Annotated in this window: 11 protein-coding genes; 2 read left to right on the top strand and 9 right to left on the bottom strand. The window is 59.9% G+C overall.

Going from position 1 to position 13770, the window contains the following annotated elements:
- Positions 1-6: 6 nt before the first annotated feature.
- From hflX to dusB, 9 genes are all read right to left on the bottom strand, one after another.
- Positions 7-1284 (bottom strand): GTPase HflX, encoded by a 1278-nt coding sequence (hflX, locus tag DWA01_RS18605; protein ID WP_114287306.1) that lies wholly within the window; start codon positions 1282-1284, stop codon positions 7-9.
- On the bottom strand, positions 1285-1518 hold the full coding sequence (hfq, locus tag DWA01_RS18600) for an RNA chaperone Hfq (protein ID WP_114287305.1): 234 nt from the start codon (positions 1516-1518) through the stop codon (positions 1285-1287).
- A gap of 158 nt (positions 1519-1676) precedes the next feature.
- On the bottom strand, positions 1677-3197 hold the full coding sequence (locus DWA01_RS18595; RefSeq protein ID WP_114287304.1) for a TrkH family potassium uptake protein: 1521 nt from the start codon (positions 3195-3197) through the stop codon (positions 1677-1679).
- Positions 3197-4573 carry a Trk system potassium transporter TrkA gene (trkA, locus tag DWA01_RS18590; protein ID WP_114287303.1) on the bottom strand — a complete coding sequence of 459 codons (1377 nt, stop codon included), beginning with the start codon at positions 4571-4573 and terminating at the stop codon, positions 3197-3199. Before trkA ends, DWA01_RS18595 begins: the two co-directional genes overlap by 1 nt.
- A gap of 162 nt (positions 4574-4735) precedes the next feature.
- A complete protein-coding gene (ntrX, locus tag DWA01_RS18585; protein WP_114287302.1) occupies positions 4736-6136 on the bottom strand; it encodes a nitrogen assimilation response regulator NtrX in 1401 nt (466 codons plus the stop codon).
- A gap of 17 nt (positions 6137-6153) precedes the next feature.
- On the bottom strand, positions 6154-8436 hold the full coding sequence (locus DWA01_RS18580; RefSeq protein ID WP_114287354.1) for a sensor histidine kinase NtrY-like: 2283 nt from the start codon (positions 8434-8436) through the stop codon (positions 6154-6156).
- 86 nt (positions 8437-8522) lie between these two features.
- A complete protein-coding gene (locus DWA01_RS18575) occupies positions 8523-9890 on the bottom strand; it encodes a response regulator (RefSeq protein WP_114287301.1) in 1368 nt (455 codons plus the stop codon).
- An 18-nt stretch (positions 9891-9908) separates the two neighbouring features.
- On the bottom strand, positions 9909-10985 hold the full coding sequence (locus DWA01_RS18570) for a two-component system sensor histidine kinase NtrB (RefSeq protein ID WP_235008613.1): 1077 nt from the start codon (positions 10983-10985) through the stop codon (positions 9909-9911).
- Positions 10982-11968 carry a tRNA dihydrouridine synthase DusB gene (gene dusB, locus DWA01_RS18565; protein ID WP_114287300.1) on the bottom strand — a complete coding sequence of 329 codons (987 nt, stop codon included), beginning with the start codon at positions 11966-11968 and terminating at the stop codon, positions 10982-10984. Before dusB ends, DWA01_RS18570 begins: the two co-directional genes overlap by 4 nt.
- Positions 11969-12142: 174 nt before the next feature.
- Between dusB and DWA01_RS18560 the strand changes: the two genes are divergently transcribed.
- Both DWA01_RS18560 and DWA01_RS18555 read left to right on the top strand, forming a co-directional pair.
- Positions 12143-13282, top strand: a complete 1140-nt coding sequence (locus tag DWA01_RS18560) for a bifunctional 2-C-methyl-D-erythritol 4-phosphate cytidylyltransferase/2-C-methyl-D-erythritol 2,4-cyclodiphosphate synthase (RefSeq protein ID WP_114287299.1) — start codon at positions 12143-12145, stop codon at positions 13280-13282.
- A complete protein-coding gene (locus DWA01_RS18555; RefSeq protein WP_114287298.1) occupies positions 13279-13767 on the top strand; it encodes a phosphatidylglycerophosphatase A family protein in 489 nt (162 codons plus the stop codon). The genes DWA01_RS18560 and DWA01_RS18555 overlap by 4 nt, the downstream gene beginning before the upstream one ends.
- Positions 13768-13770 lie beyond the last annotated feature (3 nt).

Genomic DNA, 13770 nt, shown 5'->3' with positions numbered 1-13770 from the left:
GTCGTTTCAGAGATCGCGATAATGTTTTTCCTGGCGCGCGGTCCAGCGCACCTGCAACAGCCAGCCCTCTTCATCCTGGACTTCGCTTTCCACCACCTCTTCGCCAAACAACCAGGCCCGTTTGCGGCCATCGGCAAAACTGAGCCGCAGCTCGCGCGATGTTTTGGCAACTTCCACAGCATCAGAAACGGCATCCAGCAGCACACTCATGCCCTCGCCGGTCAGTGCAGAAGCGGTATAGACGTCGTCTTTGCTGGCAGCCCTGGTCTCAAGCCCTTCACGCACCACGTCTTCGGTCAGATCGATCTTGTTCCAGATCTCGATCATCGGCGCATCTTCAGCGATCCCCAGCATGTCCAGAATGGCGAGCACGTCCTGCTTCTGCTCATGGGTCTGCGGATGGGAGATGTCGCGCACATGCAGGATCAGATCCGCGTCCAGCACTTCTTCCAGCGTGGCGCGGAATGACGCCACCAGCTGGGTGGGAAGATCCGAGATGAACCCCACGGTGTCTGACAGGATCACATCACGGCCCGAAGGCAGTTTCACCGCCCGCATGGTCGGGTCCAGCGTCGCGAACAACATGTCCTGAACAAAGACGTCCGCCCCGGTCAGGTGGTTGAACAGCGTAGATTTGCCGGCGTTGGTATAGCCCACCAGTGCCACAACGGGGAACGGCACTTTGGCGCGCGCGGCACGGTGCAATTCGCGGGTTTTCACCACTTTGCCCAGCTGTCGGCGCAAGCGCACGATGGCATCGTCAATAGCACGACGGTCGGATTCGATCTGGGTTTCGCCGGGACCACCGACAAAACCAAGCCCGCCACGCTGACGTTCCAGATGCGTCCAGGCCCGTACCAGACGGGTGCGTTGATAAGACAGCGCCGCCATTTCGACTTGCAGCACACCTTCACGGGTGCGGGCGCGGTCGGAAAAGATTTCAAGGATCAGCCCGGTCCGGTCAAGGATTTTGACGCCCCATTCCTTTTCCAGGTTGCGTTGCTGCACCGGCGTAAGTGGTCCATCCACCAGAACAAGTTCAACATCTTCGGCCTCAAACTTGCGCTTCAGCTCGTCTACTTTGCCGGTGCCAAACAACAGGCCGGGTTTCATTTTCGGCAGGCTGACAACGTCCGCACCAACGATATCAAGCCAGGGCATTGCTTCTGCAAGGGCCACAGCTTCAGCCAGCGCGAAACCCGGGTCCCGGCGCTGGTTGTCTGATTTGATATCCGGGTGAAGAACCCAGGCGCGGGTATTGGTCTCTGGTTCGTTCGCCACCAGTTACTCTTCGCCGTCGTAAAGATTGATCGGTGAGGCCGGCATAATGGTCGAAATCGCATGCTTATAGACCAGCTGCGACTGACCATCGCGGCGCAGAAGCACGCAGAAATTGTCAAACCAGGTGATAACACCCTGCAGTTTCACACCGTTAATAAGAAAGATTGTTACGGAAACTTTGCCTTTGCGCACATTATTGAGAAACGCGTCTTGCAGGTTCTGTTTGTCAGCAGCCATGGTTTTTTACCTTTTCTTGCGCTTTACAGCGATCCGCCTCTCTGACGGCGGGTTTACGCCCTCCAGTATGAAGCGGGAAAAGGCAACTATCCATAGTAAATATGAGCTGTCAGCCGCCTTAATACTGTTGCGGCAATAATGCCATTGCGCGCCGGTATTCAGACGCGCCAGAACGCCGGGTTCAGCAGGGCGATAATGGCAAGCGTTTCCATCCGCCCCAGAACCATGGCACCGGCGGCAATCATTTTTCCGGCGTCGCTCAGCCCCGACCAGCTGGCAGAGGCGTCGCCCACCACCAGAATCAGCGGGCCGGTTGTGGACAGGGCCGCGACGGCGAGCACCGTGGCCTGTTCGAACCCAACCCCCACCAGCGCCAGCAGCGCCATCACCGCCGCAATAGAAATCGCAAACAGCATGAAGAAGATCCAGGCGACAAAAGCGCCTTGCCGCCGCATATGGCGCGCTGAGACCCCGGCGCCGCCGATCGAATTGGGGTGCACAAGTTTTTCCAGCTCACGTTCACCGTGACGGTAGAGCGCATAGACCCGCAGCAGTTTGACGCCACCCGCCGTGGTGGCGACACCGCCGCCCAGCAGCGACAGACCGACCAGCAGCAGCCCGGGTGTCGCCAGCCCCGACCAGGCGCGCACTGAATCCCAGGAGCCGCTTTCAAATCCGGTGGTGGTCAGAAAGCTCAGCACCATGAAGACCCCGCCCCAGATCGCATCCAGCGCCCCGGCCAGGTTTTGCGGATCATCGACTTCAAACGCCGCAAACCAGTGGCGCAGGAACAAGAGCAGCGGCACCCCAAGCACCAGGATCACACCCAGGTTAAATTCCGGATCGCGTTTCAGCCGCCCGAAGCCTTCGCCTTTCTGCCGCCGGGCAAAGGTCTGGCGGGACAGTGCAAACAGCAGAAACAGCACGATAATCGCTTCTCCGCCCATGCCGGCGCCGCTGTCTGCAAGACTGGACACCGGCAGGATGCCGGAGGTCGACATGGTCGAAAGTGCCAGGTTAAACGCAATAAAAGTGTCTTGCCCCGCCACTTGCAGCAGGACCCATAACAGGACAGTCAGCCCGGAGTAGACCGGAAACAGCTGCGCGGAATAGCGTGTCAGCCGATCGGAGGAATCGGCCACTCTGTAAATCTGGCTGGCGCCGGCAGAGGCCTGGCCGATCTGGGAGGTGGACAGCACTTCAAATCCGCCGAGATTGAGCGGCGCCAGGATGGCAATCGCGGTGACCCAGGAGAAAAAGCCTCCCATCCAGCCGACCAGCGCCCGCCACAGATGCACCGAAGGCGCCAGCCGTTCAGGCTGATCAAACAGCGTGGCCCCGGTGGTGGTCAGGCTGGAAACCATTTCGAAATAGGCGTTCAGAAAGCTGGTATTGCCGACCGCTTCATAAAAGGGGAAAGCCAGCAGCGCGGGCAGCACCGTATAGGTTGCCAGCAAGGCGATCAGATGAGAGCGCGCCTGACGCCGCACCGGGCGCCCGTGGGTCGCAAATGCGATCAGAGTCACCAGGATCAGCAGCAACAGCCCGGAATAGAAAAACACCCGCATGGTGTCAAAATCACCGGCAACAAGCGCATGTGCTGCCGGCAGGATCATCGACACCGCCGACATCCCAATGAGGATCACCAGAAACGGCATGGCCAGGATCTTGGTCAGCATCAGAAGTAATCGATGGTCACCTGCAACAGGCGCTCCACCTCCGGCACATCAGCAGACAGCGAGAACAGCGCGATCACATCGCCTTCCTCAATGCGGGTGCTGCCTTTGGGTTTCACCAGCTTGTCGCCCTTCTGGATCGCGCCGAGCAGCACACCTTCGGGGAAGTCTATGTCGCGCAGCGCCTGGCCGGCAATCGGCGAGGTGGACAGCACCTGGGCTTCGATCACCTCGGCTTCCGCATCGCCGATCGAATAGACCCCGCGCACCCGTCCGTGACGGATATGGCGCAGAATGGAAGACACGGTGGTGGCCCGCGGGTTGATATAGGCGTCAATATCCACCGCATTCAGGATCGGCAGCAAGGTCGGATCGTTCACCAGACAGATCGCCATCGGACAGCCGGCGGCCTTGGCGCGGACCGCAGCAAGAATGTTGGTTTTGTCATCATCGGTCACCGTCAGCACCGCGTCCGCGCGGTCAATACCAGCTTCCAGCAACATCTCCTGGTTCAACCCGTCGCCGTGCAACACAATAGTGCGCTCAAGCTCGTCGGCCGCACTTTCGGCGACTTTGCGGTCTTTTTCAATTATTTTGCAGCGGATGCGTTCGGTGCGGGTTTCAAGTGCGCGCGCGACGCCAAGCCCGACATTGCCGCCACCCACCACCACCACACGTTCCTGTTTGCGGGTGGATTTACCGAAAATCTCCAGCGCCCGGTTCAGGTCCTCAGAATTGCAGAACACATAGATTTCATCGCCGGCAAACAGCTGATCCGCCGGCTCGGGCGCGAACAGCCGGCCGTCGCGCCGGATGCCGACCACGATGGCCTGCAGGGTGGAAAACAGATCGGTGAGCTGGCGCAGCGGGGTTTTGAGCACCGGGCAGTCTTCTTCCAGCGCGATGCCCACCAGTTGCGAGCGCCCGCCCAGAAACGCCTGGGTGTCAAATGCCGAAGGCGCCGCCAGCCGGCGCAGCGCCGCTTCGGCCACTTCGCGTTCCGGGCTGATCACCACATCAATTGGCATGTGTTCGCGACGGTAAAGGTCGGAATAGATCGCGGTGAGATAAGACTGGCTGCGCAGCCGGGCAATTTTGCGCGGTACAGAAAACACTGAATGGGCCACCTGGCAGGTGACCATGTTGACCTCATCGGAATAGGTGGCGGCGATGATCATATCTGCATCGCGCGCTCCGGCCCGGTCCAGCACATCCGGATAGGAGGCGAAACCCGTCACCCCCTGAACGTCCAGCGTATCGATCGCGCGGCTGACCAGAGCGGGATTGTTATCAACCACGGTCACGTCGTTTTTCTCTTGCGACAGATGGCGGGCGATCTGCCAGCCCACCTGGCCGGCACCGCAGATAATGACTTTCATTCCAATCTTCTCCCGGAACCACCGGATCTGAAATGGCAGATACGCGGCCTGGCGTCAATGATCCGGCACCGCGTCGCGCCAGCGCCGGCGCGCGGCCCTCTGCTCGGACACTGCACTCTCACGGTGCACACCCCACGCCCCGCTGCGGCCCTCTGCGCGCGGTCAGCCTTCTTCGGCGACAAAAGCAACACGCCCGCCGGCTTTGTTGGCGGTCACTACACCGAGACTTTTGAGTTTGCGGTGCAGGGCAGAGCGTTCCATGCCGACAAAAGTCGCAGTGCGCGAGATATTGCCGCCAAACCGGTTGATCTGAGTCAGCAGGTATTCGCGTTCAAACAATTCCCGCGCTTCGCGCAATGGCAGGGTCGCCATTGAGCCCGATAGCACCACCTGGCCGGTCTCAGACGGGCTGCTTTCAGAATGCGGCAGCTCTTCCGCGCCGATATCGCCGCTGCTTTCGCCCAGAATCAACACCCGTTCAATCACGTTTTTCAGCTGACGCACATTGCCAGGCCAGCGCATGGTTTGCAGCATCGCAATCGCATCATCGCTGAGCGCACGCAGCGGCAGGCCCTGGTTTTGGTTGAACTGGTCGATAAAGGTCGCGGCCAGTTCCGGAATATCTTCGCGCCGCTCTTCCAGAGACGGCACCCGTACCGGCACCACATTCAGCCGGTGAAACAATTCCTCGCGGAAATTTCCGGCCTCAATTTCGTCCTCCAGATCTCTATTTGTGCTGGAAATCACCCGCACATCAACCCGGAGTTTTTCGCTGCCACCGACGCGGGTGAACTGTTGATCCACCAGCACCCGCAGGATCTTGGCCTGGGTGCCCAACGGCATGTCTGCGACCTCGTCGATGAACAACACGCCGCCATTGGCCTGCTCGAGCAGCCCGGGCGCAATGCCCCGTTCACGGCTTTCGGAGCCAAACAGAACCTCTTCCATCCGTTCCGGTTCAACCGAGGCGGAATTGACGGTTATAAACGGGTTAGAGGCCCGGTTGGAATTGCAGTGAATATAGCGGGCCGCGACTTCTTTGCCGGCGCCGCCCGGCCCGGTCAGCATCACCCGGCCATTGGAGTTGGTGACCCGGTCCAGATTGAGCTTCATCGCTTTGAACACGGCGCCTTTGCCGAGCATTTCAACAGACTGGCTGTCGCGCCGCTTCAGTTCATAATTTTCATGACGCAGCCGGCTGGCTTCCATCGCACGGCTGATCACCACCATAAGCTGATCAATATTGAACGGTTTTTCGATAAAGTCGTAGGCGCCCTGTTTGATCGCCGCGACCGCAATTTCGATATTGCCATGGCCGGAGATGATCACCACCGGGATTTCCGGCGACTCCCGTTTGACGGTTTTCAGAATATCGATCCCGTCCATATTGCTGTCTTTCAGCCAGATATCCAGGATCATCAGCGCCGGTGTCTCCGCCGCGATCTGCGCCATGCATTCGTCGGAATTTTTCGCCAGACGGGTGCCGTACCCCTCGTCCTGCAAAATATCAGAAATCAACTCGCGAATGTCCCGCTCGTCATCAATGATTAGAATATCACCCATGGTATTGCCCCCGTTACTCATACTGCCAACTCCTGTTTCTTATTCGCTGTCGCGCTCTGTGCGCTCTCCAGCCTTATTTCGGCGCAGGCTCCGACCTGCAGCGATGCATCCAGTGGTTTTGCATCGCGCAGCGTGAGGCTGCCGCCGTGCTCTTCAATAATTTTTTTCACGATCGGAAGCCCCAGTCCGGTGCCCTTGTCCCGTGTGGTGACATAGGGTTCAAACAGCCGGGTCCGGTCACCGGGAAGCCCAATACCATTGTCGGAGATTGAAATGACCATGTCGGCGCCCTCGATAATCAGCGAAACCGAAATTCGCGGTTGATAGGCGTCTGGAACGCCTTTTTCCTGAAGGCTTTCAATTGCTTCTCCGGCATTCTTAATCAAGTTGGTCAACGCCTGGCCAATCATAGTCGCGTCGATGTCAGCCGGTATTTTCTGGTTGGGCAGCTCGGTCAGAATCTCAATGCCCGGCATCGCGTTGCGTTGCAGCAATACGGCGCCACGGACCAGATCCACGATGTCATGGCTGCGCCGTTCCGGCACTGGCATGCGGGCAAATTTGGAAAACTCATCGACGATGCGGCGCAGGTCATTGGTCTGGCGCACAATCACATCGGTATATTGCTCCAGCGAGGACACCTCTTCCGGCGCCAGCTGTTTGCTGAATTTGCGTTTGATACGCTCGGCCGACAATTGAATCGGCGTCAGTGGGTTTTTGATCTCATGGGCAATGCGGCGCGCCACATCCCCCCAGGCCGCCATGCGCTGGGCCGAAACCAGATCGGTCACATCGTCAAAGGAGACCACATAACCTTCGATTTCATCGCCTGCGGTCTGGCGGTTGGAAATGCGCACCAGAAGGCTTTCCTGTTTGCCATGGCGCAGCAGATTGACCTTTTCCTGGGCGACATCCTGATCATTTTTCAGCAACTGTTCAAACAAGGCGGAAAATTCGGGAATAACCACCGACAGATACAGCGCGTGGTCTTTTTCTGCACTGATGTCGAGCAGCCGTTCGGCGGAGCGGTTTACAAAAGCGATGCGGCCTTCGGTGTCGAGACCAATTACGCCACTGGTGACAGAGGACAGCACCGAGTCAAACAGCCGGCGCCGGCGGTCAATCTGCTCCGAGCGTTCCAGCAACGTATCGCGCTGCCCTTTCAGCTCATGGGTCATCTGGTTGAAGACCCTGCCAAGAATAGCAATCTCATCATTGCCGGATTCTTCATAGACTTTAACATTCAGATCGCCCTGACCAATGCGCCCGGCGGCGCCCATCAGACGCCCGATCGGACGCGCCAGCCTTTCGGCAAACCAAAGGCCCAGCCAGACCGCTGCCAGCACCAGGATCAGCGCAAAACCGATATAGAGCAGGCCAAATTCAAACAACAACCGGCCGCGGTCCTTTTCCAACTGGTTGTACAAAACCACAGTTTCCTGGGTCTCATCCAGCAGATTGAGGATGGCTCCGTCCACGTCACGCGTGACATAGAGATAGCGATCCGCAAAACCGGACAGCCGCACCAGCGCGCGGAATTCATTCAGATCCCAATCCTGAATGATCACGGTTTCCCCATTGCCGGCGCGCACCAGTTCGTCAGAGGATGGCTGTTCAAAATCAAACAGGTAGGAGCGTTCGCCGCGGGCCCGGATACTGCCGACACCGTCAATTACATAGGCTTCGCGCAGGCCGCGCTGCACCTGGCTCTGACCGCGGGTCAGCACCTGGCGCAGTTCGCCGTCTGACAGAAACACCGACTGGCGGCGGGCCTCGGTCAAAAAGCGCGACAGCGCTTCAGTATCGCGGGTCAGTGCGTCCCGGTGCTCCGCCTCATAAGCCTGAGCGGCTGACAGAGAATTGCCGACCACACCGCGCACCCGTTCTGAGAACCAGCCCTCAAGACCAAAGTTCAGCGTAAAAACTGCAAACACCGCCACCAGCACAGAGGGCAACAGGGTCAGCAGGGCAAATACGCCGGTCAGCCGCAGGTGAAGCTGGGAGCCGGCAGACCCGGCCCGGCGCGCAGAGATCATCTGCGCCACCCGCTGCAGCACAAGCGCAGCCACCACCAGAATATAGATGAAATCGGCCAAAACCGTCAGACGCAGCGCGCCAGAGGCGACACTCTGGTCGAAAGGGCCAAGCACGAGAAAGGTGGCCAGCGCCAGGGTCGGCCCCAACAGGACCAGACCGAGGGTGGCAAAGTTTTGAATCCTGCGCTGGCGGCGCAGGGTGCTCAGTTTGTTCAACCTGCTCCAGGTTGTCGTTCGCACGGGTGCCCGCACGTCCCACCTCATGAAAATCCGGGGCACTTGCCCCAATTTCAACCACATGACCGCCGCATCGCAGGTGACACCAGAATGCAACAGTCGCTGTTGCGCTTTTACATCAATTTTCTGCGGCGTGTCACGTGAATATCCAGATCTGTGATCTTTTTACGCAAGGTATTGCGGTTGATACCGAGCAGATCGGCACATTTGGCCTGGTTGCCCCCCACCGCGTCGAGGGCGATTTCGATCAGAGGCGTTTCGATTTCGCGCAGAATGCGCTGGTAAAGCCCGGGGGGCGGCAACACGCCGCCATGAAGGTCAAAATAGCGCCGCAAATGCCGTGCAACCGACGCTGCAAGGCGATCAGCGTCCCCGGAACCGTCTTCCGGCGCCATTTCCGGCTGGTTGCTGAGCACGAATTCCGCCTCAGAAAGCGGGATTTCCTCCTCAGCGGAAGTGACCACCAGGCGGCGGATGGTATTCTCCAGCTGGCGCACATTGCCGGGCCAGCTGTAGCCGCGGATCAGCTCTTCCGCCTTGGCGGAAAACCGCCGTACCGGCAGGCCATCATGCTCGGCGCGGATCAAAAAGTACTCGGCCAGCAGCGGAATGTCATCGACTCGTTCGCGCAGCGACGGCACGCTCAGCGTCACACCTGACACCCGGTAAAACAGGTCCTGGCGAAAATTGCCGGATTTCATCCGCGAGGCCAGATCTGCCTGGCTGGTGGCCAGAATACGCGGCGCATTGTCGGTCAGACTGTCCAGCATGCGCACGACGCGCGCCTGGGCGTCGCTGTCGAGATCACCCAATTCGTCAAACAACAGCGACCCGTTGCCAACCCGGGACAGGATTTTTGCCGGCCCTTCCATCGTCGCCAGATCTGCGGCCGCGACCACGACGAAGGGACGGGAACGACGGTCGGAAAAGTCATGAATGGCCCGGGCAATCAGTGATTTTCCGGTGCCGCTTTCGCCGGAGATCAACACCGGCAAATCAGTGTTCATCACCCGGGCCACCAGCCGGTAAAGCGCCTGCATCGCCGGGGTGCGCCCCACCAGTGGCAAGTCGTCGCGCGGTTCCGGAGACTTGGCGACGCTGGCAGACAACGCCCGGCGTTTGATGTCCAGCGCCCGCGCCGAACGTTTCATCAGATCCGGCAGGTCAAACGGTTTGGGCAGGTAGTCATAGGCCTCAGCCTCGGCGGCCTGGATCGCGGTCATAATGGTGTTTTGCGCCGAAATGACGATCACCGGCAGACCGGGACGCAGACTCGCAATTTTCGGCAACGCTTCGAGCCCGTTCCCGTCAGGCATCATCACGTCTGAGATCACCAGATCGCCTTTGCCCTCTTCGACCCAGCGCATCAGTGTCACCAAAGACGATGTGGCATGGACTTTGCACCCGGCGCGGGTCAGCGCCTGGGTCAGCACCGTGCGGATCGTGCGGTCATCATCAGCTACAAGAACGGTACCGTCCATCTGTCAGCTCTCCCTGGATCAGGCGTCAGCCGCGCTACGGGGCGCGACGGGCAGTGAAATTCGAAAGACAGTTTTGCCGGGGGTACTGTCTACTGTGATATATCCGTCGTGATCGGAAATGATTTTGGACACCAGCGCCAGGCCAAGCCCGGTGCCATTGTCCCGCCCGGAAACAAAGGGCTCAAACACGTCGCCGGCAATTTCGGGCGGCAACCCCGGCCCGTCATCAATGATTTCCACCTGCAGCGGCAGGGCGTTGCCGCTGCCGTCGCTGCGGCGCAGGCGCAGGCCCAGATCATAGAAGGTACGGATGCGGATGGTGCCGCCCGTAGCATCCGCGGCCTCTGACGCATTTTTCAACAGGTTCAGAAACACCTGAAGCATCTGATCCCCATCGACAAAGGTCGCAGGCAGCGAGGGGTCAAACTGCTCGTGAATGGCCATATTGGCGCCAAATCCAACCTGAGCGGATTTGCGGGCCCGGTCCAGCAGGTCATGGATATTCACCGCCGCGCGGGCCGGCGGGCGCAGATTGCCGAATTGCTCCACCTGGTCCAGCAGCGCCACGATCCGGTGGCATTCGACCACGATGAGATCGGTCATTTCCTGGTCTTCATGGCTCAGCCCCATCGACAGCAACTGCGCTGCGCCGGAAATGCCTGCCAGCGGGTTCTTGATCTCATGGGCCAGCATTTCCGCCATGCCAATGGCTGAGCGCGCCGACTTTTTGACCGCCAGTACCTGCCCCAACCGGTCGGCAATCTGGCGCGGTTCCATCAGCACCAGCATGTGACCGACCTCGCCGGTCACCGGGGCGATCTGCACGTTGCATTGCACCGGGGCCATATTGCCGCCGGAGACGTCGACATTGTTGATGAACATCGGTGCCTGATCCCGCCGCACACGACGGAAAGCTTCTTCCAGCGGCGCATCAATCGCCAGCCGGTCCAGCACCGGCACGCCGCGCAGTGCACGCGCCGACATGTTCAGAAAAGCTTCGGCGACCGGGTTTGCTTCTGCGATACAATCGTCCGGACCGATCAGAAGCGCCGGCACCGGGATAGAGGACCAAAGGGTTTCAAAACTCAGGCTCACGCGGCTTCCTTTTCGCGGATCAGAGCATCGGGGATGCGGCGCAGCACTTCAGAGGGCGTTTTTTCGGTCAGGACTGCTTTGCGCAGTTCCGGCGCGGTGCCGGCTTCGTCCATGTACCAGCCCAGATGTTTGCGCACCACGCGCGCACCCAGATCCTGGCCGTAAAAGCGCAGGCATTCTTCATAATGCTCAGAGACCAGTTCCGACAGTTCACGGCCCACCGGCACCTCTGGCGCGGCAGTGCCAAACAGGTCTGCTGCGATCTGCGCCAGGATCCAGGGTCTGCCCTGCACACCGCGCCCGACCATCACCCCGTCGGCACCGGACTGCGCCATCGCAGTGCGGGCCCGGACGCTGCTGGTGATATCGCCATTGGCAATCAGGGGAATGCTGACAGCGTCACGCACTTTGCGGATCGCAGCCCAGTCGGCTGCGCCCTTGTAAAACTGACAGCGGGTGCGGCCGTGAATGGTGATCATGCTGATGCCGGCATCTTCGGCGCGGCGCGCCAGTTCGGCCGCGTTCAGCAGATTGTCGTCCCAGCCCAGCCGGGTTTTCAGCGTCACCGGCACATCCACCGCCGCCACCACCGCTTCGATCAGCGTCAGCGCGTGGTCGAGATCTTTCAAAAGGGCGGAGCCGGAATAGCCGTTCACCACTTTTTTCGCCGGGCAGCCCATGTTGATGTCGATCAGCCTGGCGCCATTGTCCGCCACAATGCTGGCAGCGCGCGCCAGCCAGTCCGCATCCCGCCCTGAAAGCTGCACCGCGGTGTTTTCCACGCCAAAACCCAGCTCTGCCTTTTCCCGCACGCCGGGTTTGGCCTGGACCATTTCCTGACTGGCGACCATTTCACTGACCACGAGCCCGGCGCCAAAGCGGCTGACGATGTTGCGAAACGGCAGATCCGTGATCCCCGCCATCGGCGCCAGAAACACCGGGGGATCATAGGTCAGATGGGCAACCTGAATTGGCACGTACATTTTCCTTTGGAGAGTTCCCCAACTCGATAACGCCCCGCGACCGGATGCGCAAACGATCCCCGGCGTAAATTGTCTAAAAAACATGCACTGCCCAAAAAAAAGGCAATTGATCTGAACCATTGTCTCTGAAACTTCAAAGCCCTACACCGGAGCGAGTATTAACGGAGCCTGGATATGAAGACTGCTGCCCTGATAGTCGCCGCCGGACGCGGCCGTCGCGCCGGTGGCGAGGCGCCAAAACAATGGCACAGGCTTGCCGGGCGCCGGGTGGCAGACTGGACCCTGGCGGCGCTGCACTCGGTTGCGGAAATCGATCAGGTATTGCTGGTCATTCACCCCGATGATGTGGCTTTTGCGCAGGAACTGGGCGTGGCGTATGTTTTTGGAGGCGACAGCCGCGATGCTTCGGTGCGGTTCGGACTGGAGGCGCTGCAGGGTCAGGGCATCGGCAAGGTGCTGATCCATGACGTTGCGCGGCCGCTGATTGATGCGGACACCATACTCCGGCTGATCCGGGCGCTGGACGATCACGCGGCGGCCGCCCCTGCCCTTGCGGTGACCGATGCGCTGTGGCGCGGTGGCGATACGGTAAAACAGGCGGTGCCGCGCGACGGGCTGTTCCGCGCCCAGACCCCACAGGCCTTTCGCTTTGATGCCATCCTTGCGGCACACCAGGCCCATCCCGGGGGATCCGCCGATGATGTGGAAGTGGCGGGGCATGCCGGCATCGAAGTCGCCATTATCAAAGGCAATGAGCGCAATATGAAAATCACCACGCCGGAGGATTTTGCACGCGCAGAACGCCTTCTGGTAGCGAGAGAACAGAGAGACAAGATGGATATACGGCTTGGAAATGGCTATGACGTGCACCGGTTCGGGCCGGGCGACCATGTGGTGCTCTGCGGCGTAAAGATCCCGCACGGGCGCGGGTTGCAGGGGCATTCCGATGCCGATGTGGCGATGCATGCGCTGAGCGATGCGATTTATGGCGCGCTGGCGGAAGGGGATATCGGCCAACACTTCCCGCCCTCAGACATGCAATGGAAAGGCGCCGCCTCGGATATTTTCCTGCGCCACGCAGTTGATCTGGCCTCGGCGCGCGGATTTTCCATTTCCAACTGTGATGTGACACTGGTTTGTGAGCAGCCGAAAATTGGCCCCCATGCCAGTGCGATGCGCGCGTCGCTTGCACAGATCATGGCGCTGGAGACCGGGCGTATATCGGTGAAAGCCACCACTTCAGAACGGCTTGGCTTTACCGGGCGCGAAGAAGGGATTGCGGCGATTGCCACCGCAACTCTGGTGAAATCATGAGCCGGATGATCGCAACCGTATTCTATGTTGGCACCCTGCGCCCGGCGCCGGGCACCTGGGGTTCACTGGCGGCGCTGCCGCTGTTTTACCTGCTGCACCAGGCCGGAGGCTTTCCGCTGGTGCTGATCGCCACTGTGGCGGTGTTTTTTATCGGCTGGTGGGCCACCGCAGCCGCGACCAGGGGCAAAGAGGACCATGACCCGTCCGAGATCGTCATTGACGAAGTGGCAGGCCAGTGGATCGCTTTGCTGCCGGTTTCATATGGTGCCTGGGCCATGGGGGCGGATGTGCTGGCGCTGTATCCGGGCTGGATCGTCGCTTTTGCCGCCTTCCGGCTCTTTGACATCACCAAACCAGGTCCGGTGGGCTGGGCCGACCGCAAACACACTCCGCTGGGCGTGATGCTGGACGATGTGATTGCAGGTGTGATGGCTGCGGTGACCGTTGGCGTGTTTGCCGCTGTAGCGCATGGTCTGTTTCTTTGAGCG

This window comes from Candidatus Halocynthiibacter alkanivorans, from assembly GCF_003333265.1.
Lineage (GTDB): Bacteria > Pseudomonadota > Alphaproteobacteria > Rhodobacterales > Rhodobacteraceae > Halocyntiibacter_A > Halocyntiibacter_A alkanivorans.
Note: the sequence above shows the minus strand (reverse complement) of the source record. Positions and strands in the feature narration are given on the sequence as shown.

Bases quoted from the DNA above. Each gene is read 5' to 3' on its own strand.
- dusB (WP_114287300.1), bottom strand. From the start codon at position 11,968: ATGTACGTGCCAATTCAGGTTGCCCATCTGACCTATGATCCCCCGGTG.
- DWA01_RS18575 (WP_114287301.1), bottom strand. From the start codon at position 9,890: ATGGACGGTACCGTTCTTGTAGCTGATGATGACCGCACGATCCGCACG.
- DWA01_RS18555 (WP_114287298.1), top strand. From the start codon at position 13,279: ATGAGCCGGATGATCGCAACCGTATTCTATGTTGGCACCCTGCGCCCG.
- hfq (WP_114287305.1), bottom strand. From the start codon at position 1,518: ATGGCTGCTGACAAACAGAACCTGCAAGACGCGTTTCTCAATAATGTG.
- DWA01_RS18560 (WP_114287299.1), top strand. From the start codon at position 12,143: ATGAAGACTGCTGCCCTGATAGTCGCCGCCGGACGCGGCCGTCGCGCC.
- DWA01_RS18580 (WP_114287354.1), bottom strand. From the start codon at position 8,436: ATGAGGTGGGACGTGCGGGCACCCGTGCGAACGACAACCTGGAGCAGG.
- DWA01_RS18595 (WP_114287304.1), bottom strand. From the start codon at position 3,197: ATGCTGACCAAGATCCTGGCCATGCCGTTTCTGGTGATCCTCATTGGG.
- trkA (WP_114287303.1), bottom strand. From the start codon at position 4,573: ATGAAAGTCATTATCTGCGGTGCCGGCCAGGTGGGCTGGCAGATCGCC.
- ntrX (WP_114287302.1), bottom strand. From the start codon at position 6,136: ATGGGTGATATTCTAATCATTGATGACGAGCGGGACATTCGCGAGTTG.